Origin of the sequence: Sporosarcina sp. P7, from assembly GCF_002743425.1 — a bacterium.
In the GTDB taxonomy this organism is placed as follows: domain Bacteria; phylum Bacillota; class Bacilli; order Bacillales_A; family Planococcaceae; genus Sporosarcina.
On the sequence record NZ_PDZF01000002.1, the window covers coordinates 186599 to 208881 of the forward strand.

23 protein-coding genes and 1 riboswitch are annotated in these 22283 nt (G+C 41.2%); of the genes, 19 read left to right on the plus strand and 4 right to left on the minus strand.

The genetic code is table 11. From position 1 onward, the window contains the following. Positions 1–9: 9 nt before the first annotated feature. The 4 genes from CSV60_RS03520 to CSV60_RS03535 all read left to right on the plus strand — a co-directional run bounded on the left by CSV60_RS03520 (position 10) and on the right by CSV60_RS03535 (position 3852). Entirely contained in the window at positions 10–759 is a 750-nt protein-coding gene (locus CSV60_RS03520; protein ID WP_099631014.1) for an amino acid ABC transporter ATP-binding protein, read from the plus strand. Positions 760–1002: 243 nt separating this feature from the next. After that, positions 1003–2013 carry an ABC transporter substrate-binding protein gene (locus tag CSV60_RS03525; RefSeq protein WP_099631015.1) on the plus strand — a complete coding sequence of 337 codons (1011 nt, stop codon included), beginning with the start codon at positions 1003–1005 and terminating at the stop codon, positions 2011–2013. Between the two features lie 23 nt (positions 2014–2036). Next, entirely contained in the window at positions 2037–3080 is a 1044-nt protein-coding gene (locus tag CSV60_RS03530) for an ABC transporter permease (protein ID WP_099631016.1), read from the plus strand. Continuing rightward, on the plus strand, positions 3055–3852 hold the full coding sequence (locus tag CSV60_RS03535; RefSeq protein WP_099631017.1) for an ABC transporter ATP-binding protein: 798 nt from the start codon (positions 3055–3057) through the stop codon (positions 3850–3852). The genes CSV60_RS03530 and CSV60_RS03535 overlap by 26 nt, the downstream gene beginning before the upstream one ends. Before the next feature lie 49 nt (positions 3853–3901). Here CSV60_RS03535 and CSV60_RS03540 read toward each other — a convergent pair whose 3' ends face one another. After that, entirely contained in the window at positions 3902–5002 is a 1101-nt protein-coding gene (locus CSV60_RS03540; protein ID WP_369823573.1) for a branched-chain amino acid aminotransferase, read from the minus strand. Positions 5003–5132: 130 nt separating this feature from the next. Here CSV60_RS03540 and CSV60_RS03545 point away from each other — a divergent pair, with 130 nt between their 5' ends. From CSV60_RS03545 to CSV60_RS03555, 3 genes are all read left to right on the plus strand, one after another. Then, positions 5133–6257 carry an NAD(P)/FAD-dependent oxidoreductase gene (locus CSV60_RS03545; RefSeq protein ID WP_099635991.1) on the plus strand — a complete coding sequence of 375 codons (1125 nt, stop codon included), beginning with the start codon at positions 5133–5135 and terminating at the stop codon, positions 6255–6257. A 64-nt stretch (positions 6258–6321) separates the two neighbouring features. After that, a complete protein-coding gene (locus tag CSV60_RS03550; RefSeq protein ID WP_099635992.1) occupies positions 6322–7233 on the plus strand; it encodes a pseudouridine-5'-phosphate glycosidase in 912 nt (303 codons plus the stop codon). Positions 7234–7253: 20 nt separating this feature from the next. Beyond that, positions 7254–8012, plus strand: a complete 759-nt coding sequence (locus tag CSV60_RS03555) for an exodeoxyribonuclease III (RefSeq protein ID WP_099631021.1) — start codon at positions 7254–7256, stop codon at positions 8010–8012. A 168-nt stretch (positions 8013–8180) separates the two neighbouring features. Here the strand turns inward: CSV60_RS03555 and CSV60_RS03560 are convergent, their stop codons facing one another. After that, positions 8181–8711 (minus strand): helix-turn-helix domain-containing protein, encoded by a 531-nt coding sequence (locus tag CSV60_RS03560; RefSeq protein ID WP_099635993.1) that lies wholly within the window; start codon positions 8709–8711, stop codon positions 8181–8183. Between the two features lie 504 nt (positions 8712–9215). On the opposite strand from CSV60_RS03560, the gene CSV60_RS03565 reads away from it, so the two are divergent. Further along, a complete protein-coding gene (locus CSV60_RS03565; RefSeq protein ID WP_099635994.1) occupies positions 9216–10061 on the plus strand; it encodes a VOC family protein in 846 nt (281 codons plus the stop codon). Positions 10062–10200: 139 nt separating this feature from the next. Here CSV60_RS03565 and CSV60_RS03570 read toward each other — a convergent pair whose 3' ends face one another. Beyond that, complete coding sequence (locus CSV60_RS03570; RefSeq protein ID WP_099631517.1) at positions 10201–11421, minus strand: CynX/NimT family MFS transporter; 1221 nt, start codon at positions 11419–11421, stop codon at positions 10201–10203. 74 nt (positions 11422–11495) lie between these two features. On the opposite strand from CSV60_RS03570, the gene CSV60_RS03575 reads away from it, so the two are divergent. The 3 genes from CSV60_RS03575 to CSV60_RS03585 all read left to right on the plus strand — a co-directional run bounded on the left by CSV60_RS03575 (position 11496) and on the right by CSV60_RS03585 (position 14824). Beyond that, entirely contained in the window at positions 11496–12425 is a 930-nt protein-coding gene (locus tag CSV60_RS03575; RefSeq protein WP_099631518.1) for an AEC family transporter, read from the plus strand. A 227-nt stretch (positions 12426–12652) separates the two neighbouring features. Further along, a riboswitch (purine riboswitch) is annotated at positions 12653–12754 on the plus strand. Between the two features lie 130 nt (positions 12755–12884). Further along, on the plus strand, positions 12885–13472 hold the full coding sequence (locus tag CSV60_RS03580; RefSeq protein ID WP_099635995.1) for a xanthine phosphoribosyltransferase: 588 nt from the start codon (positions 12885–12887) through the stop codon (positions 13470–13472). After that, positions 13469–14824 (plus strand): nucleobase:cation symporter-2 family protein, encoded by a 1356-nt coding sequence (locus CSV60_RS03585; protein WP_099635996.1) that lies wholly within the window; start codon positions 13469–13471, stop codon positions 14822–14824. Before CSV60_RS03580 ends, CSV60_RS03585 begins: the two co-directional genes overlap by 4 nt. Before the next feature lie 46 nt (positions 14825–14870). Here CSV60_RS03585 and CSV60_RS03590 read toward each other — a convergent pair whose 3' ends face one another. Continuing rightward, on the minus strand, positions 14871–15770 hold the full coding sequence (locus tag CSV60_RS03590) for an aldo/keto reductase (RefSeq protein ID WP_099635997.1): 900 nt from the start codon (positions 15768–15770) through the stop codon (positions 14871–14873). Positions 15771–15842: 72 nt separating this feature from the next. Between CSV60_RS03590 and CSV60_RS03595 the strand changes: the two genes are divergently transcribed. The 8 genes from CSV60_RS03595 (at position 15843) to spoIIAB (ending at position 22280) form a co-directional block, all read left to right on the plus strand. Continuing rightward, positions 15843–16376, plus strand: a complete 534-nt coding sequence (locus CSV60_RS03595; RefSeq protein WP_099631521.1) for an NUDIX hydrolase — start codon at positions 15843–15845, stop codon at positions 16374–16376. Between the two features lie 64 nt (positions 16377–16440). Continuing rightward, positions 16441–16953, plus strand: coding sequence for a hypothetical protein (locus CSV60_RS03600; protein ID WP_099635998.1), 513 nt, complete (start codon positions 16441–16443; stop codon positions 16951–16953). 96 nt (positions 16954–17049) lie between these two features. Then, on the plus strand, positions 17050–17526 hold the full coding sequence (fur, locus tag CSV60_RS03605) for a ferric iron uptake transcriptional regulator (RefSeq protein WP_099631523.1): 477 nt from the start codon (positions 17050–17052) through the stop codon (positions 17524–17526). A gap of 44 nt (positions 17527–17570) precedes the next feature. After that, entirely contained in the window at positions 17571–18461 is an 891-nt protein-coding gene (gene xerD / locus CSV60_RS03610; RefSeq protein ID WP_099635999.1) for a site-specific tyrosine recombinase XerD, read from the plus strand. 24 nt (positions 18462–18485) lie between these two features. Next, a complete protein-coding gene (gene deoB, locus CSV60_RS03615) occupies positions 18486–19679 on the plus strand; it encodes a phosphopentomutase (RefSeq protein ID WP_099636000.1) in 1194 nt (397 codons plus the stop codon). 7 nt (positions 19680–19686) lie between these two features. Next, positions 19687–20985: a pyrimidine-nucleoside phosphorylase gene (locus CSV60_RS03620; RefSeq protein ID WP_099636077.1), complete on the plus strand. Its 1299-nt coding sequence runs from the start codon at positions 19687–19689 to the stop codon at positions 20983–20985. Between the two features lie 505 nt (positions 20986–21490). Then, the gene (locus tag CSV60_RS03625) at positions 21491–21844 is read left to right on the plus strand and encodes an STAS domain-containing protein (RefSeq protein ID WP_233189525.1); all 354 of its coding nucleotides are present in this window, start codon (positions 21491–21493) and stop codon (positions 21842–21844) included. Next, positions 21834–22280 carry an anti-sigma F factor gene (spoIIAB, locus tag CSV60_RS03630; RefSeq protein ID WP_099631527.1) on the plus strand — a complete coding sequence of 149 codons (447 nt, stop codon included), beginning with the start codon at positions 21834–21836 and terminating at the stop codon, positions 22278–22280. The genes CSV60_RS03625 and spoIIAB overlap by 11 nt, the downstream gene beginning before the upstream one ends. Positions 22281–22283 lie beyond the last annotated feature (3 nt).

Genomic DNA, 22283 nt, shown 5'->3' on the forward strand with positions numbered 1-22283 from the left:
GAGGAAATTATGTCTTTCATAGAAGTACGCAACTTACAGAAATCATTCGGTCCATTGGAAGTATTGAAGGATATATCGTTTGATGTTCAAAAAAATGATGTCATGGCAATTATCGGACCTTCGGGTTCTGGAAAGAGTACAATGTTAAGAAGTCTAATTCAATTGGAGCAAGTTGGTGGCGGTAGTATTATCGTGGATGGAGATTACCTAGTTAAAGATGGCATTTACACAAATCCTACCGATAGTAAAATGATCAACTCCAAAATGGGAATGGTATTTCAACAATTTAACCTATTTCCTCATTTAACTGTAAAGCAGAACTTGGAACTAGCACCGAAACTGGTGAAGAAAGAAAAAGTCGAAGATTATGGGCATAGAAGTATCGAATTGCTAGAAAAAGTGGGGTTGGCTTCAAAGGCTGATGAATTACCTTCGAGACTTTCGGGTGGTCAGAAACAACGTGTTGCGATTGCGAGAGCGTTGATGATGAATCCGGATATTTTATTATTCGATGAACCGACTTCCGCTTTAGATCCGCAATTGACGAAAGAAGTATTGGAAGTGATGAGAAATCTTGCGGAAGAGCATATGACGATGATTGTGGTGACGCATGAGATGGAATTCGCAAGCAATGTGGCTAATCATGTGATCTTTATGGACGATGGAAAGATTGTTGAAGCGGGTACTCCAGATGAAGTAATCAAATCACCGAAAGAATTACGTACAAAGAGATTCCTGAATTACGAGTTAAATAAATAACCAAAAATAGTGATGCGAATGGTATAATCGCGTCACTATTTTTTATGTAGATTAATTTGTTTTCCTGTAAGTTATCTTAATATATGGAGAATTATATCAGGTAGTTCATTAACTTTTGAGAATTAACACAAAATATTGAATAATGCATTGACGAATAACATTGTAAAGGGTACGATTACGTATAATTATTATCTTTTCTACATACATCGAAAGGGTAATAGATCATAGTCGAGGGGGATTTACATGAAGAAACATTGGGTGACTTATGCAGTAGCACTATTTAGTATTGTGCTCATTCTTGCTGCGTGTGGTGGAAAAGGGGAGTCATCTGATCCTGTAGCAGATGATAAGAATAATGATAAAGCAAGCACTGAAGAAAAATACATAATTGGTGTGACACAAATTGTTGAACACCCGTCTTTAGATGCGGCGTTTGAAGGGTTTCAAAAGGCAATTGAAGATGCTGGATTGAATGTAGAATACGATAAGCAAAATGCGCAAAATGATAATAGTTCCAACTCAACCATTGCAAACAACTTGGCAGGCGCAGGCGTCGATTTAATATTTGCTAACTCTACACCAAGTGCACAAGCGGCAGCTAGCGCGACACAAGACATTCCGATCATCTTCACATCAGTTACAGATGCAGTAGCAGCGGAACTTGTTGCATCCAATGAAGAGCCAGGCGGCAATGTTACAGGCACTACTGATAATCATCCTGATGCCATTCCAAACACAATGAAGTTCTTGAAAGAAAACGTGGGTGCAAAAAAAGTAGGAATGATATTTAACTCAGGGGAGCAAAACTCTCGCCTACAAGTGGATCATGTAAAAGGAATTCTTGCAGATATGGATATGGAAGTTGTAGAAGCATCCGTTGCAACTTCAGCAGATGTAAAGCAAGCAGCCGAATCTTTGATTGGTTCAGTAGATTCATTTTATATCATTACGGATAACACTGTAGTATCAGCACTTGAATCAGTCATCTCTGTTGCGAATGACAATAAGATTCCGATGATGGTGGGTGAATTTGATTCTGTGAAACGTGGTGGACTTGGAGCATACGGCTTTGAGTATTACGATATCGGATATGAAGCGGGTGAAATGGCAGTAAAGATTCTAAAAGGTGAAGAAACGCCTGAATCATTACCTGTCCAATTACCACAGAACTTGAAGCTAGTGATGAATGAAGAGACTGCAGACGCAATCGGTTTGAAGATTCAAGATGAGTGGAATGCCGAGATTGCAAAATAAATAAAATTAGGAGATGATCTTGCATGTTTTCAGCTGTATTTGGCTCAGTTGAGCAGGGTATCATCTATGCGATCATGGCACTCGGAGTGTATCTAACATTCCGGGTGCTTGATTTTCCAGATTTAACAGTGGACGGAAGTTTTGTAACAGGCGCAGCAGTAGCGGCTACGATGATTGTATTTGATTATCATCCACTTGTTGCAACACTTACCGCAATCCTGGTTGGCTTTTTTGCTGGGTGTATAACTGGTTTATTACATACCAAAGGAAAAATCAATCCACTTCTATCCGGAATCCTCATGATGATAGCTCTTTACTCGATAAACCTTCGGATAATGGGACTGACGACAGAAAATTCAGTGGGTCGTCCGAATATTCCGCTTTTAAATTCAGAAACGATTTTCAGTAAGTTCCAAGGTTTCTGGAGTACTCTTGGAGTTGATGAAACCATCAATGGTTTCCTAATGGGACTTGGTTTGGAACATTTACCATCGACTTGGGGAACATTAGTTTTGATGATCCTAGTTGTGGTTCTCATTAAATTCATAGCGGACTGGTTTTTGCAAACCGAAGTTGGTTTAGCCATCCGTGCAACTGGTGATAATAAAAAAATGATTCGTAGTTTCTCTGCCAATACAGATACTCTTGTTATTCTCGGATTAGGAATTTCCAATGCACTAGTTGCTTTCGCAGGTTCATTGATTGCACAGTATGGAAAATTCGCTGATAATGGAATGGGAATTGGTATGATCATCATCGGATTAGCTTCTGTTATTATCGGTGAAGCGATATTCGGGACGAAAACCATTTTCCGTACAACAATGGCCGTCGTCATTGGTGCCGTAATCTATAGAATCGTACTCGGACTGTCATTGAAAGTGAAGATTCTCGATTCAGGTGATATGAAATTAATTACTGCAGTCATCGTAATTGCGGCATTAATTATTCCGCAGATTCTCGAAAAAAGACGGGAAAAAGCGCGTAAAGCGAAAAGACAATCTGAACGAATGGCGATGAAATCATCACAAGGAGGTCATAGCGTTGTTGAAACTGGATCAAGTCAATAAAGTATTTAATGAATCGACTCCGGATGAGAAAGTAGCGCTGGACCAAATTAACTTACATTTACAACCGGGTGATTTCGTAACAGTCATAGGGAGTAACGGTGCAGGAAAATCTACCATGATGAATATGATATCCGGCGCATTGACACCGGATTTTGGTTCTATTTATATCAATAACAAAGATGTTACACGTTTGGCAGAGTTCAAACGATCCAAAATGATAGGACGAGTATTCCAAGATCCGATGTCAGGTACAGCACCGACGATGACGATTGAAGAAAATTTGGCGATGGCTTATTCTCGCAATCGACGGCGTTCATTGCATCGTGGAGTAGATAAGAAACGGAAAGACTTATTCCGAACCTCACTGGAAACATTGCATTTGAATCTTGAAAATCGGATGACAGCGAATGTTGGACTATTGTCCGGTGGTGAACGTCAAGCGTTGTCATTATTGATGGCGACCTTTACGCAACCTTCTATTTTGTTGTTGGATGAGCATACCGCAGCACTCGATCCGTCCCGCGCAGAGTTAATCACCGATTTAACGAAACGATTAGTTGAGAAGGATCGGCTGACGACGTTAATGGTAACGCATAACATGCAACAGGCACTTGACCTTGGAAATCGCTTAATTATGATGGATAAAGGCCAAATTATTCTTGAGGTAGAAGAAGAACAGAAACAGCATTTAACTATTGCGAAATTGATGGATGAATTTCAGCGTATTCGTGGAGAACAACTTACGAATGATGCAGCTTTACTTTCTGTATAAACAACAGCCCCCGCTTTCCAGTTGTGGAAAACGGGGGCTTTTCAATGTCTTAAGCAAGCCGTGCCATACGTTTCTTAATTTCATATACCCAACCAAATGGATCTATTTCTTTGCCTGTTTGGATATTCGTTAACGTGTTATATAGACGGGTAGATAGTTCCCCTGTTTCACCGTTGCCAATGATCATTTTATAACCATCCCAATTCAGTTCGCCGACTGGAGAAATAACAGCAGCTGTGCCTGTACCGAATACTTCTTCAAGTTCACCGCTTTCATAGGCAGATCGGATTTCATCCATTGAGATTTGACGCTCTGCAACTGGCATATTCCAATGTCTTAGCAACTGTAAAATGGATTTTCGTGTAATTCCCTCAAGAATACTGCCGTTGATTGCAGGCGTTACAATTTCACCGTTGATCTTGAAAAAAATATTCATACTTCCTACTTCTTCCACGTATTTACGCTCGACACTATCGAGCCATAAAACTTGTGAGTAGCCTTGTTTGTCTGCTGTCTCCTGTGCCTTTAAAGCCGCTGCGTAGTTGCCAGCAGTTTTAGCGCTACCCGTTCCGCCTTTTGCAGCACGGACGAATTCATTTTCGACGAGGATTTTAACTGGATGAATCCCTTCTTTATAGTAAGAGCCAACAGGGGACAGAATCATGAAAAATTGATATTTTTTAGCTGGCGCTACACCTAGGAAGGCTTCTGTTGCAATGACAAATGGGCGGATATATAATGATGTTCCTTCTAGTGTAGGAATCCAATCCTGCTCGATTTGCAACAATTGGTTCAGCGCGTACAATGCGTTCTTTTCATCAATCCGTGGCATACATAGACGATCGAGCGAATAATTCAAACGCTTCATATTTTGATCTGGACGGAACAAACGGATGGTTCCATCTTCTGAACGATATGCCTTCATTCCTTCAAAAACCGTTTGACCGTAATGTAAAACGATTGCAGCTGGATCGAGTGTTAAAGGTGCGTAAGGAGTAATGCGATGATTATGCCAACCTTTGCCTTCCTCATAGTCTATAATGAGCATGTGGTCTGTAAATGTTTTCCCAAAAACTAAAGTGCTAGGATCTGGCTTTTCTTTTTTATTTTGTGCTAGTTGAATTTGCATAGGTAATCTCGTCATAATCATCAAAACTCCTCAAGATATAGAATATTCCGAAAGTTCAATTCCGAATAGTGTAATTATACTGCTTTTTCAGAAAAAATAAAGTGAAAAGTTTGTCGATTTTAAAAACTATTATATAAAGGAGCAAATTTTCATGAGAAAAGTATTAATTATAGGCGGGGGTATCGTTGGTGCTTCCGCTGCTTATCATTTATCCGACCAACAAGCAGAAGTCGTACTAATCGATAGGCAAGAGCCAGGACAGGCTACAAAAGCCGCGGCAGGCATTATTTGTCCGTGGGCATCTCAAAGACGAAACAAAGCATGGTATGCCCTAGCATCAGCTGGTGCTGCGTATTATCCTGAATTCATTCGGTCATTAGAAAAGCATGGCGAAGTGGAAACAGGATATAAGAAAGTGGGTGCCTTGGCGATTCATACTGAGTTAGATCGTTTGGAGAAGAAAGTCGAGTTGTTAAATATAAGGAAAGAACAATCTCCTGAGATCGGGGAAGTGGAATTACTGGATACAATACAGCTCGCTAGCTATTTTCCGATTTTATCTGAGGAATATTCAGCTGTTCGTATTTCAGGTGCTGCCAAAGTAGAAGGGGATCAACTACTTAAAGCAATGGAGCGTGTGGCAGTTCAACGTGGTGTTCAAAGTATAAAAGGCTCTGCATCGCCGTACATAAAAGAAGGAAAAGTCTGTGGTGTTATGGTCGGGGGGCAAATTATTGAGGGAGATCAAATCATCGTAGCGTCAGGTGCCTGGGCTAGTGAATTTACAGAGCCCTTAGGTAAGAAGCTGCAAGTGACAGGACAGAAAGCACAAATACTCCATTTACAATCAAATCATGTAGCGTCAGGGGAATGGCCAGTCATCATGCCACCTGGTACTCAGTACCTCGTGCCATTCCGAGATGGCAGATTCGTTGCGGGCGCAACACATGAGGATACAGATGATTTCAATATTCAACCGACCACTGGTGGGATACTGCAGGTGTTGTCGAATGCTCTACCCATTGCACCTTTACTGAGCGAAGCAGTACTGGCTGAAGTCCGTGTGGGTATTCGTCCACATACACCGAATTTTATGCCGGTCATCGGTCAACTACCTGATCACCCGCAAGTTTGGATGGCTAACGGTCTTGGTTCATCTGGTTTAACAGTAGGACCTCTTCTCGGCAAGCTTTTATCCCAGCTAGTACTAGGCGAGGAGACTGGATGGGACTTAGAAAGCTACTCTATTAACCAAATAATTGCCGATGAACATTGAATAAAGTGCGTATAATGATTATTATGAATATATAGCGATTGAACGGTAAAGGGGAAGATTCATAATGAGAAGATATGTTTCGTATTCAGAAGAAGTGAAAGAAGCGATGAAATATGGCAAGCCGCTAGTCGCATTGGAATCCACAATTATTACGTATGGCATGCCATATCCTGAAAATGTGAAAGCTGCACGGGAAGTTCAGCAGATTGTGCGCGATCATGGTGCGGTTCCGGCAACAATTGCAATTATGGACGGTAAAATAAAAATAGGTCTATCTGATGAAGAGCTAGAACGGTTCGGAGATAGCAAAGGTGTTGTCAAAGCTTCTAGACGCGATATTAGTTACTTAATTGCTACTAAAAAACCAGGTGCAACGACGGTTGCTGCATCGATGTTCTTTGCTGACTTAGCGAGAATACGCGTATTCACGACTGGGGCCATTGGCGGTGTGCATAGAGGTGTGGAACAAACGATGGATATTTCTGCAGATCTTGAAGAGTTCGCACGTACAAATGTAGCTGTTGTTTGTTCAGGAGCGAAATCTATTTTGGATCTCGGTAAAACACTTGAGTATTTGGAAACAAAAGGTGTTCCAGTCATGGGGTATAAAACAGACATATTCCCCGCCTTTTACGCAAGAAGCAGCGCACATCATGTAGACTACCGGATAGATGAAATCGATATGATGGCAGAGATGTTGCGCGTTAAATGGAATTTAGGCTTGGAGGGTAGCGCGATTATCGCGAATCCGATTCCTGAAGAATATGCAATGGATCAGGAGTATATGGATGGATTGGTTTCAGATGCACTTAAAGAAGCTGAACAAATGGGCATTAGCGGAAAGTATCTTACACCACATATGTTAAAAAAGGTTCAGGAAATGACAGGCGGTAAAAGTCTGGAGGCCAATATCGCCTTAGTGAAGTCAAACGCTGAACTTGCAGCAAAACTAGCAGTGAGTTTTAACGGCAATTAATTTAGACGGGTTGTGTAAAATTGAAAGTAGTATCTTGGAACGTGAACGGTATTAGGGCATGCGTAAAAAAAGGTTTTAGTGACTTTTTTGAACAAGTACAGGCAGATATATTTTGTGTCCAAGAGATCAAATGTCAAGAAGGACAAATCGACCTTTCTTTCGATGGGTATGAATCCTACTGGAACTATGCAGCGAAAAAGGGATATTCAGGTACCGCAGTCTTTACGAAGAAATCCCCTCTTTCTGTACGCTATGGATTGAATGATCTAGACCACGAAGTAGAAGGACGAGTGCTAACGCTAGAATTTGAAGAGTTCTTTCTCGTTAATTGTTATACGCCCAATTCACAACGGGACTTAGCGCGATTATCATTTCGACTGGCGTGGGAAGATGAATTACTTGAGCATTTGCAGTCATTGGATGCCATCAAGCCCGTTATCTATTGTGGAGATTTGAACGTGGCACATGAAGAAATTGATATTCGTAACGTTAAATCTAATATTGGCAATTCGGGATTTACGAATGAAGAACGCGGGAAAATGACGCGGCTGTTAGATGCCGGATTCATTGATACGTTTCGCTTTATGTATCCCGATCTAAAAGATAACTATACATGGTGGTCTTATATGCGCGATGTACGGGCACGAAATATCGGCTGGCGTATCGATTACATTATTATTTCAGAGCGTCTCCAGTCAGCCTTGCAAACAACAGCTATTCATTCAGAAATTATGGGCAGTGATCATTGTCCGATTTCTACAGAATTAGAACTAAAATGAGAGCAAGTACCTCTCGGGTTAAGTTGTTCAGTTGAGAGGTACAATAGCTGAAAATAATAAATCGCATCACAAGTTTACCTTGTGGTGCGATTTATTAATTGAATCCATTCCAGTTGCCGGTACAAGATTGAATTTGGAATAGTGTGCCGGAGAAGGAACAGAAAGGTGTCATGTACTTTTATCCTCGGAGTAGACGGCGATAAGTAAGACTGCCTCATCTTCTCCGATGTTTTTTACAAAGTGAGGTACGCTAGCATTCCAACTAAATGAATCGCCTTCCTCTGCAATAACAGAATCTTCGCCTTGTGCAGCAAGAACCGTGCCTTTTAGTACGACATGGCTCTCTTCACCTTCGTGGGCGATCGCTTCACCGGTCGATGTACCGGGTGGTAATTCAACGTGCATCATTCGCAGACCACTTTGCGTAGTAATATGTTCAATTTTTATACCGTTAAACGTTGTGTATACCCGATCAGCTTTCCTAATGACTTTCATATGCTTCTTTTTCTCTAGCAGCAAATAAGGAAGCGGGACGTCTAGAAAGCGAGCGATTTCTTGCAACGTATTAAGGGAGGGGGATGTATTATCATTTTCGATGTTGCTTATAAACCCTTTTGAAAGTCCTATTTGTTCGCTCATCTGTGCGATGGTTATTTTCTTTCTTTTCCGTATATCTCGTATTTTTGAGCCGATTTCCACATGGATCCCTCCAAGAGTATTGTTATGTATGTATATAATAGCACAACTATCTTGACGCTATCTTTCATTTGATGTTATCCTATAGAGAATTAATATTCACATGCGAATATTAAAAAATGAGTTAAATACTCACAATAAATATATTGACGTGATGCAAGAAAGAATAGTAAGTGTTATGAAGTAAATATATGTTTATAGATATATTTGTTTTAGAGAAGCGAGGAGGTATGTGTAAACCAAGTATTTTACGATGCTGAAAATCAGATGAAATAGGATAAATAATTATTTTTTTTACAATTAATGTTCACCTATAGAGATATAATATCCTTAAAGAGATATAATAGTAACTTGAAATGATGCCAACCAGTTTAAATATGATCTTCAAAGTCCAAACTCATAGAAGTAAACTTTGGTATTGATCGAGTGATATGTAATAGGAAGCGGATAAAAATTTAGATTACGCACATTAGAAACGATACAAGATAGAAGAGGGAGATTATAAAAATGAAAAACTTTCATAATAAACCTAATACATTTGTTGGACAAGTTAATATAAATGTAATGAATTTGGATGTAGCTCTTGAATTTTACCAACAGGTTATCGGATTTCAAGTACTGGAGCAAACAAATCGAAAAGCGGTTTTAACAGCAGACGGAAAAACAGGATTATTAACGATTGAACAGCCGGTTGATGTACTGCCCAAGGAGGAAAGGAGATCTGGTTTATTCCACTTTGCACTTTTGTTACCGACAAGGGCTGACTTATCCGCCTTTTTACGCCATTTATCTAAGACAGGTTCTCGATTCGGAGCATCGGATCACCTGGTAAGTGAAGCACTCTACATTTCGGATCCAGACGGAAATGGTATTGAAGTGTATATAGATCGGCCATCTTCTGAATGGAGTTGGTCTAATGGAGAAGTCAAGATGGTGTCTGACCCATTGGATGGGGAAAGTCTTCTGGCAGTAAGTGATTTGGAATGGAACGGGTTGCCGGCTGATACGATAATGGGCCACATTCATTTGCATGTAGCCGATCTTCAAAAGGCAGAAGAATTTTACACGAGGGGACTAGGTTTTACAGTTGTAAGCCATTATCCTCAAGCTATTTTTATTTCAACGGGCGATTATCATCATCATATTGCCTTAAATACATGGCAAGGAGTAGGTGCTCCCAAACCACAGAAAAATAGTGTGGGTATAAATTGGTACTCGCTTGTTTTCCCAGACGAAGCTGAAAGATCGAATGTAATGGAACAATTACAGAACCTAGGTATTTCGTATACGGTTGAAGGTGAGTTGTTTGTGATTGAAGATCCATCAGGAAATAAAATTCAATTAACCGTGTAAATTTCCACACTTATCCCGCCTCAAACGAAGAGCCCCAATTCGCAGATGAATTGGGGCTCTTCGTATTTATTATTGAAATGCGTTTTGTACTAGTAACCTAAGACATTAACCTCGAAAGCACTTGCTTTTTTTACGCATGTTATTTTGGTTCAAGCGAAATCAAACGCTTTTTGCCTGCGTACATTCCACTTATAAATAGTATGGTTGCGACAACTATGAAGGTATATAGTGGCGCTGTCCATGAACCCGTAAAGTCATGAAGAATACCGAACAACACAGGACCAATAGACGCGAGTAAATAGCCAATCGACTGCGCCATTCCGGAAATTGAAGCTGCCTGGTCTGGTGTATGGGTACGTAAAGTGAAGAACATCATAGCGAGGCCGAATGCTGAACCGCCTCCTAGTCCGATGAAAATCATCCAAAGTGCAGTCAGGCTTTCGCTTCCGAATTGTACACCACCATAGCCAATTACATAACAAGCGAAAACAGCTACGACCAGAACACGTTGATCACGTACTTTATCCGCAACCACTGGTATGATAAACATCATAGGCAATTGTGCGAGTTGGACAAGGGCTAACATCCATCCAGCAGCATCAGCAGTCATGCCATTTGTTTGCAACACAACTGGAATCCATGAAGCTGTCGTATAAAATAGGAACGATTGCAGTCCCATGAAAACTGTGATGCTCCAGGCTAGTGGCGAGCGCCAAATAGGCCGAGCAGGTCCCGTCTTCTTGTTTTTCTGAACTGTTTTGATAACCTCTTTCTTTTTACGTATTTGAGGAATCCATACGATAATAGCTAACAATGTAATGACTCCCCAAATTCCTAGAGCACCTTGCCAGCCGTAGACAGTTTCATTGGCGATTGGAGAAGCGATACCAGAAGCTAGCGTTGCAGATATACTCATAGAAACAGAGTACAACCCTGTCATTAATCCAATATGGAAGGGAAAGCTCAGTTTAAGAAGGCTTGGTAATAAGACGTTTGCAAAGGCAATTCCGACACCAATTAAAAATGTGCCGATCAGTAGCAAGATACTATTGCCGACAGAACGCATGACAATTCCTATTAGTAAAATAATCATTGCATAGAAAAGTGTTCGCGACATGCCAAACCGTTTTGCAATGCGTGGTGTAAAAGGTGATACAATGGCAAATGCCAGTAGTGGGATTGTCGTTAGAAATCCAGCCAATGAATTGGAGATTTGCAGTTGATCGCGAATGTTTCCAATAATAGGTCCGACAGAAGTTAGTGGAGAACGGATGGTAGCAGCTAAAAATAAAATACCCACTAACAGCACCCACTGACTTTTAGGGAAATGTAAATGTTTGCTTGGTCGTTCTGTTTCCATCATGAAGCCTCCTGTATTCCTTGAAGATTGTTCTGAGAAGTATATCGCTGAATCAGCAGAAAGGAGATTCCTTTATGGAGTACTTACTCATAGTCTTTGTAAATGTTATCACACCGATGCTCATTTTATTAGCAATTGGCGTGTTTTTACAAATAAAGTTTACTTTTAATGTTAAGGCGTTAGGGAATATTCTTACATACTGTCTAATACCTGCCGCTGTGTTTATGAACTTATATCATACTGTTATTGATATAGACATCCTACTCGATGTATTAATGTTTGTCGTATTATTCACATCCGCTTTAATAATTACTGGCCATATATTTAGTAAATTCTTGCGTTTAAACCGCCAGCAAACCGCCGTAATGAAAAACAGTATTGTGTTGATCAATTCTGGAAACTATGGATTACCCGTCAGTCAGCTAGTCTTTCATGCCAATCCACTCGGAGTGTCCATTCAGATCGTGTTGATTGTCTATCAGAACTTACTGACGTACTCGTATGGATTGTATAATCTCGTGTCTTCCACGCAATCGGGAAAAGACATCGTGAAGCAGTTTCTTCGAATGCCGATTATTCATGCATTGTGGCTAGGTGCTGTGCTTAATTTAACAAATATCCACCTGCCACAATTTATCGAGTTGCCGATTAGTCATTTATCGGATGCTTTCATCGCCATTGCGCTCATTACACTAGGCGCGCAGTTAGCGCAGATTAAGGTGAAAACGCTATGGAACCGTTTGATCTACCTAAGCGCTATCGGCAGACTCATTATTTCACCAACTGTGGCGTTGCTGTTGATTTTACTGTTAAGAATAGACGGTGTCACGGCCCAGTCACTCTGGATCGCCAGCTCATTTCCAACGTCAAGAAACAGCTCAACGCTGGCATTGGAATATGATGTAGAGTCTGAGCTAGCAGCCCAGATCGTCCTGTTCAATACCGTAGCTAGTAGCTTTACAGTAGGCGTAGTAATTTATCTTTCCTCACTATTTTTCGGGTAAGTAAAAAACGGGGAGTTTATTACAAAGAGAGTCTGGCGTGGGTGTTGGTAAGCGATTGGCACTACTGAGGAGACGCTTCAATGCAATGCCTTCTCTTGAAATTACTATTTATCCCAATTTACGCCACCTTTTTGTCAATAATATGTCCATGTGCTTGCCAGCTTGAAGCTATCAAACTAATTGGCAAATATTCGTATTGAAAATTTGTCGAATCATGCTATACTGTTAGCATTCAGTTAAATAAGACTCATATAATCACGGGGATATGGCCCGTAAGTTTCTACCGGTTTACCGAAAATAGACCGACTATGGGGAGAATGAAAAGCAGCTTTCTTTGTCGTTCGACAAGAAATTGCTTTTTCATTTTTAAAAGCGTACATGCCGCTCTCTCATAGTTGTTATATGGGAGTATGGCATATACGCTTTTTTTATTCGGAAAAATGAAGGGAGCACAACGGTGTGGAGTTGTTAAAAAACAAGATTCGACAAGAAGGTAAAGTATTATCGGAAGAGGTATTAAAAGTAGATTCTTTTTTGAATCATCAAATTGATCCATTACTGATGCAGGAAATCGGAAAAGAGTTTGTTATACGATTTAGCGATCAAAACATCACGAGAATAATCACGATTGAATCTTCAGGTATTGCTCCAGCGACAATGGCAGGAATGATATTGGGCGTTCCGGTAGTGTTTGCCAGAAAACGTAAATCACTTACATTGACGGATCATTTATACTCCGCGAAAGTGTATTCTTTCACTAAGAAAGAATCGAATGATATTTCGGTTTCTAAAGATTTTATTTCAAATGAAGATACGGTTTTACTCATTGATGATTTCCTTGCGAATGGACAAGCTGCACTCGGACTCATAGATATCGCCAAACAAGCAGGTGCGACTATCGCTGGTGTTGGAATTGTCATCGAAAAATGCTTCCAACCAGGTGGAGATTTGATTCGTAAAGAAGGCGTACGTTTAGAGTCACTGGCTGAGCTTCAGTCACTGAAAAACGGTCAAGTCCAATTCGTCGGGGAGGAAAATAACGGATGAAAACAACACTGCTAGGTTTTCAGCATTTACTAGCTATGTATGCAGGCGCGGTATTGGTACCGCTTATTGTGGGGAATGCCATAGGGTTAACTCCCACACAGCTGACATATCTTGTTTCAATTGATATTTTAATGTGTGGTATCGCTACGTTGTTGCAAATTTCACGTAATAAATATTTTGGTGTTGGTCTACCTGTCGTCCTTGGGTGTACGTTCACAGCTGTAGGCCCTATGATTTTGATCGGCAATGATTATGGAATTTCGGCCATTTACGGTGCAGTTATTGCTTCGGGCGTAATCATTTTCTTCATTAGCCGCTTCTTCGGAAGTCTTGTGAAATTCTTCCCTCCAATCGTTACGGGTTCTGTCGTAACAATTATTGGAATCACATTGATTCCTGTTGCGATCAATAATATGGGTGGCGGACAAGGGGCTGAAGACTTTGGCTCAATGACAAATATTTTACTTTCATTTGGAACGTTATTATTCATTGTCTTACTGTTCCGATTCACTTCAGGTTTTATGCAGTCTATTGCTATTTTGTTGGGATTAGTCGTGGGTACGATCGCGGCGATATTCCTCGGCATCGTAGATTTTTCCAACGTACAAGATGCTTCTTATGTTCATATGGTCATGCCGTTTTATCTAGCAACACCTACGTTCCATTTGCTACCGATTGCCATTATGACATTGGTTGCGATGGTGTCACTCGTAGAATCCACCGGAGTATACTTTGCGCTCGGTGATATTTGTGAAAAAGAAATCGATCAAAAAATGTTGGAAAGCGGCTATCGTGCAGAAGGTTTAGCTTCCATTATTGGAGGTATTTTCAACGCATTTCCTTACACGACATTTTCACAAAACGTGGGTTTAATGCAATTATCTGGTGTGAAGTCACGCCGTGTAATATTGGTTACCGCGATCATGCTGATTTCTTTAGGATTCTTGCCGAAAGTAGCCGCTCTTGCAACGATTGTTCCTGCGGCAGTACTTGGGGGGGCTATGGTTGCTATGTTCGGAATGGTTGTTTCTCAAGGAATTAAGATGTTGAGTCCTGTTATTTCAAAAACTCAAGATAATGCAATGATCGTAGCGTGTTCTATCGGGATCGGACTTGGCGTTTCGGTTGTACCGGATCTATTCAAGGAATTGCCAGAAAGTGTACAGATCTTAACAAGTAATGGGATTGTACTCGGAAGTATTACGGCTATCTTCTTAAATATCATTTTCAATATGCTGCCTTCAAAAAAGAAGCAAGCGGTCGAACAAGCACGTCAAGCGGAGTCTACGTCACGTAGCATTAAAGAAGGATCATCTTCTGTCTTGGTTAGTGCAACAGCTAATCATAAATAACAACAAAAAGAGCAACTGCTTTTTTGCAGTTGCTCTTTTTGTTATCTTATACGCGATGCTGATCATATAGATGTTGCTCTGTTTTGTTTGTTACCATCGTCAGCAATTGTGGATCGATTGGCGTGTCATAAGCTCTTAATGACTCCCGAAGCTGTTGTTGTGTCCTAGCACCAATCAAAGCAGAGGCCACAGCAGGCTCTTTAAGTGCAAAGGCAAGAGCGTATGCATGTAAGTCGTTTGTTCCCTCCGAAAGCGATTGAATTGTCTGCTGTAACTCAGACGATGTGTAAGAAACGAAGCCACTCATTTTCTTCGCACGGTCCATGCCTTCATTCGTCAGTAGGCCTTTTGCTAGTATTCCTCTCGTGACAACAGATGCACCTTTTTCCGTAATCATAGAAAAATATTCTTCAGGACGTCGATCGAGCAAGCTATACTGCATCATGACAGAAACTGCATGGCTAGTATTCAGGAAACGTTCGATGACAGTGGGGCGGATACTTGAGATACCGTATTCACGTATGATGCCTTCTTTCTTTAATGTTTCAAACGCCTCGATTGTTTCTTCAGCATCATCTTCCATCGTACCACCGTGAAGTTGGTACAAATCGAGATAATCGAGTTGTAATCGTCGTAAACTTTGTTTTACAGCGTTCATTATATAGGCTTTTGAAGGATCCCATGTCCAGGAATCTTCCCCATTCCACTTGTTACCGACTTTCGTCGCGATGATCAACTCTTGACGTTTTTCCTTCAATACTTTTCCTATAAGTTCTTCATTTATTCCTCTATCATACAGATCGGCTGTATCGAAATAGTTGATGCCATGATCCACTGCTTCATCGAGTACGGAACGAGCCGCTTCAAGTTCAGTCGGTAATGACATGCACCCTAATCCAAGTTCGGAAACAAGTAAATTACTAGAACCTATTGTACGCTTCTTCATGTGCTTCACTCCTTTGGTTTCATGGTACAATGAAAACGGGATATAAAACCAATGGAAAGGGTTGAGTGCTGGATGAAGTTTGAAGAAATTACCCTCTCAACAGAACAAATTTTTACAGGTAAAATCATTTCGGTGCAAGTAGACGAAGTAGAATTGCCTGATGGAAAACTAGCAAAAAGAGAATTAGTAAAACATCCAGGAGCCGTGGCGATTATCGCCTTGACTGAAGATAAAAAGCTCGTGTTAGTTGAACAGTACAGAAAGCCTTTGGAACGAACGATGCTAGAAATACCTGCGGGAAAGATTGAGCTTGGGGAAGAACCTAAACTGACGGCAATTCGTGAACTGGAAGAAGAGACAGGTTACCGTGCTAATTCATTCGAATATTTGCAGACTTTCTCAACTTCACCAGGCTTCGCGGATGAAATCATTCATTTATATGTGGCAAAAGAGCTTGAGAAAGTGGAACAGCCTGCGACAGGGGATGAAGATGAATTCATTGAAGTACTGGAAGTAACCGTTGAAGAGGCAGAGGAATTGATTGCGAATGAACGGATTTATGATGCCAAGACGGTTGCGGCTGTCTGGTATGTAAAAAACCTATAAAGGATTGAGCTATTTCTGGACGGACAAGCATATGTTATAGAAACGATGCGGAGGTGTCCTATTTATGGCTCGATCATTGTCTTTTGTATATTTATTCGTTATACTCGCAATTAGTTATATAGGAGGGGCTTTATTATTTAGAGAGTGGCCGATCACGTCACTAGAGCAGATCATTGGGTTATATGATCAACGTGTAGTGAAGGGATCCGAAGCGGCTTTGTGGTCGCCTGTTGTGGTGACATTGAGCTTTATTCTGTTAGCCATCATTCTGTCTAAATATAAAAGAGTCCGTTTTATCACTATGTTTCTCGGTGCAATTAAATGTGCTTTTTTTGGTCTATCATCCACATATTTATTGTCGACAGGCTTAAAAATGGTATCCTATACGATTTGGTGGTTTCCATTTCAATTAATCAGCTGTTTGTTGTTTTTGATTTTATGTTCGGTGTTGAACCCGCCATTTTTCGCTACACCGGCCAGCAAGAAAGATCGTCCATTAACTGCTGTGCCTCCATTAATTGCATTATTATTAATCACACAGATACTGGAACTATCGATCTATCATTTTATTAAGTAATATCCACTACACACTATAATGAACTGAACCTTTCCTTTCTATTGTCATCTGGAACGACAGTTTGGTATAATGGAAACAATTTGAGGGGGGCGTCGTATGGAAAGCCGAATCGAACGAATCAAGAAGCAATTGCACGGGGCCAGCTACAAGTTGACGCCTCAGCGTGAAGCGACTGTAGCAGTTCTTCTGGAAAATGAAGAAGACCATTTAAGTGCAGAAGATGTATTTTTGCTAGTAAAAGAAAAAGCTCCAGATATTGGTCTGGCGACTGTATATCGTACATTAGAATTATTAACTGAACTAAAAGTTGTCGATAAAATTAATTTTGGCGATGGGGTAGCACGTTATGATTTACGAGAAGAAGGTGCTGCGAGGTTCCACCATCACTTAATTTGTCTGGAATGTGGTACGGTTGATGAAATTCAGGAAGACTTGCTTGGCGAAGTAGAAAAGGTCGTAGAAGGTCGTTATGGTTTTACAGTCAAAGATCATTGGTTGACGTTCCATGGAATTTGTAAACGTTGTAAAACGAAAGACGAAGAGAAAGAACAAGAAGACAATGGGATGGCCTAAGCGCTGTCCTTTTTTACTTTTTACAAAAGAAAGGAGGAAAGTCTATGAAAGATGCGCAGTTTGCGTTAGAAGATTATGTGCACTTTTTAACAGTTGAAAGACAATTAGCCCAAAATACGGTGAAGTCGTATCAACGCGACCTGATAGCCTATATTCGTTTCATCGCAAGTTTAAATTTAGAAACAGTTAATTCTATCGAACGCGCGATGGTTCTACAGTATCTGCAGAAGTTGAAAGATAGTGGTAAATCTAGTCGTACCCTTTCCCGACACATTTCCTCCATTCGTTCATTTCATCAATTTTTAGTGAGAGAACAAGTCACGACACATGATTGCACGATTCATATCGAATTGCCTAAAATCGAACAAAAGTTGCCGGATGTCCTCTCTATACCTGAAATTGACCGATTGATCCAGGCCGTTGATGGCAATACTTCACAAGGTATGCGCGATATTGCATTGCTTGAATTGTTATATGGGACTGGAATGCGGGTAAGTGAATTGATAGCGATTGATTTGGCTGATCTTCATTTGACCATGGGTTTTGTGCGGGTATTTGGAAAAGGTAGCAAAGAACGAATAGTACCACTTGGACGTTCTGCAATCGACGCCTGTACGTTGTATTTAAATGAAGGGCGTCCCAAGTTCATCAGTGATACGGAAGCCTTGTTCCTCAACATGCATGGCAGACGGCTGACGAGACAAGGCTGTTGGAAGATCTTGAAAGAAGCAGGAGTAAAGGCGGGAATTCAGAAAGTCATTTCACCGCATTTATTGCGTCACTCATTTGCCACACATTTGATTGAAAATGGGGCTGACTTGCGCGCCGTTCAGGAAATGCTCGGACATGCCGATATTTCCACAACGCAACTTTACACGCATGTCAGCAAAAAACGCTTGAAAGATGTCTACAGTCAATATCATCCGAGAGCGTAAACTACTATTACTGGAGGTTTTCATATGGAAAAATTTCGTTATAATCGTATTCATTTAATCGTACTTGACTCAGTAGGAATCGGCGAAGCACCTGATGCTGAAGCTTTTGGTGATGTTGGATCTAATACGCTTGGACATATCGGTGAAGAGATGAACGGACTGAAACTACCCAACTTGGAACGTCTCGGTCTGGCGAATATTGCACCGATTAAAGGACTTGCACCTCAAAAAGAAGCGCAAGGATATTACACAAAAATGCAAGAAGCATCTGTCGGTAAAGATACGATGACAGGCCACTGGGAAATCATGGGCTTGCGTATCGATGATGCATTCAAAGTGTATCCGAATGGTTTTCCAAAAGAATTAATAGATGAATTGGAATTGAAAACGGGTAGAAAAGTTATCGGAAATAAACCGGCAAGCGGTACGGAAATTATCGAAGAACTAGGCGAAGAGCATATGAAGACGGGCGCTCTCATCGTTTACACGTCTGGTGACCCTGTACTGCAAATTGCAGCACATGAAGAAATTATTCCAATTGAAGAGCAATATCGTATTTGTGAAATCGCAAGAGAACTTACGTTGCAACCCGAATTTTTAGTAGGTCGCGTGATTGCGCGTCCGTTTATTGGGGAACCGGGTACATTCACACGAACTACAAATCGTCATGATTATGCATTGAAGCCATTTGGGAAAACGGTAATGAATGAATTGCAGGATAAAGGTTTTGACGTAATCGCCATCGGTAAAATTGCCGATATTTACAATGGTGAGGGCGTGACGGAAGCAGTCCGGACAACAGGAAACATGGACGGTGTAGATAAGTTAGTTGCGGTGATGGAAAAAGAGTTTGAAGGCCTCAGTTTCGTTAATCTCGTAGACTTCGATGCATTATATGGTCACCGTCGCGATCCGATTGGTTACGGTAAGGCACTTGAAGAATTTGATGCACGTTTGCCTGAAATTATCGATGCCATGCAACCAGACGATTTACTGATCATCACAGCAGACCACGGGAATGACCCAGTTCATGAAGGAACGGATCATACAAGAGAATATGTACCGTTACTCGTCTATTCCCCTTCAAATAAAGGAGCAGGGCAATTGCCCATCCGTAAAACGTTCTCTGACGTCGGAGCGACAATTGCTGAGAACTTCCAAGTAGAAATGCCTGAACATGGTGAGAGTTTCTTGTCTGCATTGGTGAAGGAGGACTAATTGTATGCTGCGCATGGTAGATATCATTGAAAACAAGCGAGACGGAGAAGAACTAACTAAAGAACAGATTGAGTTTTTTGTGACGGGTTATACAGATGGCTCAATCCCTGATTATCAGGCGAGTGCTTTCTTGATGGCCATTTACTTTAAGGGGATGACTACAGAAGAACAAGGCTATTTAACGATGGCCATGGCGGAGTCTGGTGATCAAATCGATTTATCTGCAATTGAAGGAGTGAAGGTAGACAAACACTCAACGGGCGGAGTAGGAGATACTACGACACTGATCTTAGCACCACTTGTCGCAGCGTGCGGTGTACCGGTTGCTAAAATGAGTGGTCGAGGACTAGGCCATACAGGTGGCACACTGGATAAGCTAGAAGCAATAGACGGCTTCCACGTAGAGATTTCAACGGAACAATTTATTCAACAGGTCAATGATTTGAAGATCGCTGTAATTGGCCAAAGTGGTAATTTGACGCCAGCTGATAAAAAACTATATGCGTTGAGGGATGTCACAGCGACCGTCAATAGCATTCCGCTGATTGCAAGCTCTATCATGAGTAAAAAGCTAGCGGCGGGCGCAGATGCTATCGTATTAGACGTCAAGACAGGCGCGGGAGCCTTTATGAAAACAGTAGAAGAATCAAAACGACTGGCAGATGCCATGACTGCGATCGGAAATGAAGTGGGAAGAAACACAAGTGCTGTTATTTCGGATATGAGCCAACCACTAGGATTTGCTATAGGTAATGCACTTGAAGTAAGGGAAGCTATTGATACACTACAAGGAAAAGGTCCAGCTGATCTAACGGAGTTGTGTCTAGTTCTTGGTAGCAAGATGTTGCTTGCAGCGAACAAAGCAGAAACTGAAGAAGACGCACGCAAACAACTGCAGAACGTCGTAGAAAATGGTGACGCACTGCGCTTGTTCGGCGAGTTAATCAAAGCACAAGGCGGCAACGAAAAAATTATAGAGAATACCAATCTATTGCCGCAAGCACAGTATCAAATTGAAGTTCCGGCTAGTAAAAGTGGCTATGTATCCATGATCGATGCCGATGAAATAGGCGTATCTGCCATGCTTCTTGGCGCCGGTCGTGCAACAAAAGAAGACGTCATAGATCTTGCGGTCGGGATTGTACTACGTAAGAAAATAGGTGACTTTGTAGAAGTTGGGGAGACACTTGCTATTCTCCATGCAAACACGGAACAAGTGGATGACTCGATCAAATTACTGCAAACTCATATGCATATCACAAAGGAAAAAACTGAAGCACCACCGCTTATACATTCCTTATACTGAATAAAAGCCATGTGCCTGAAGCACACCAAGAAATTGGTTCTTCCAGGGCACATGGCTTTTTTGTCGTTCATGTGTAAAAACAAATTCAACTGTACATACTCTTGTGTAGCTCGAGGTAGGAGCGTAGGAGAGGCTCGCTGTGAATTCAGTGCAAGGCTAACGGGTATCTTTAGCTAGTCAGTGAAGAATGTATATTCGTGTTATTCCAATTAAACGCGGCACTTCAGTTGCTAGTAAGTGAAAGACAGCGAGTGCATAGAAGAGATCTAACTGCTTCGCACTTTCTCCAAAATGCCGTTCTTTGTGGCAGCGTTTTAGAGAGGTTAGCTTGAACGCTGTGAACCTATGGAAGGGTCCGCTTGGAACGTTGATTAATACTTACCAACCCATTTAATTTCTGTCACAACGTAAGAAGTTTTAGGGACAGCTGACTAGTTTTGTCAAAACTAAAGGATGACCGTTCTAAATGTGCGACAATGCCTTCATGAAGGAGGCGTATCTACACATGTCAACTATTACACAACTGGAAAATGGCATTGTCTTAATCACGCTAGCAGGAGAACTCGATAACCACGAAGCCAATCAAATTAGAGAAGAAGTATCTACCGCTATATTCACGGGAAAGACGCGTGCAATCATCTGGGACCTCTACCAACTAGGCTTCATGGACAGCGCAGGGATCGGACTTATTCTTGGAAGAATGCGCGATCTAGTTCCTGTTAACGGAGAAACGCTCATATTGAATCCATCTCCGACAATGCAGAAACTATTTCAATTTTCGGGTCTTGGTGATGTCGTCAGAATATGTACAGTCGAAGAAGCAATCGACGAAATCGGAGGGGTTGTACATGAAAAATGAAATGACCTTGTCGTTTCTAGCGATAGAACAAAATGAAGCACTTGCCAGAATGGCACTCACCTGTTTTATTGCACCATTGGATCCGACACTGGAAGAAATTTCGGAATTTAAAACAATTGTTTCGGAAGCTGTTACGAATGCTATTATCCACGGTTACGAATGCGATGGTAAAAGTATGGTGAAGATCCATGCGTCAATTGATGACCGCTCAGTTAAAATGACGGTCACAGATGAGGGAATGGGTATCTTTGACATTGAGCAAGCAATGGAGCCGATGTTTACGACCAAACCACAAATGGAGCGCTCTGGTATGGGCTTTACGATTATGGAAAGTTTCTCGGACGGTATCCGTGTAGATTCTACCCTTGGAAATGGGACAATCGTGACATTTGAGAAGAATTTTTCTCCGGTCACAGAAGTAAGTAGAATGAGGTGACGT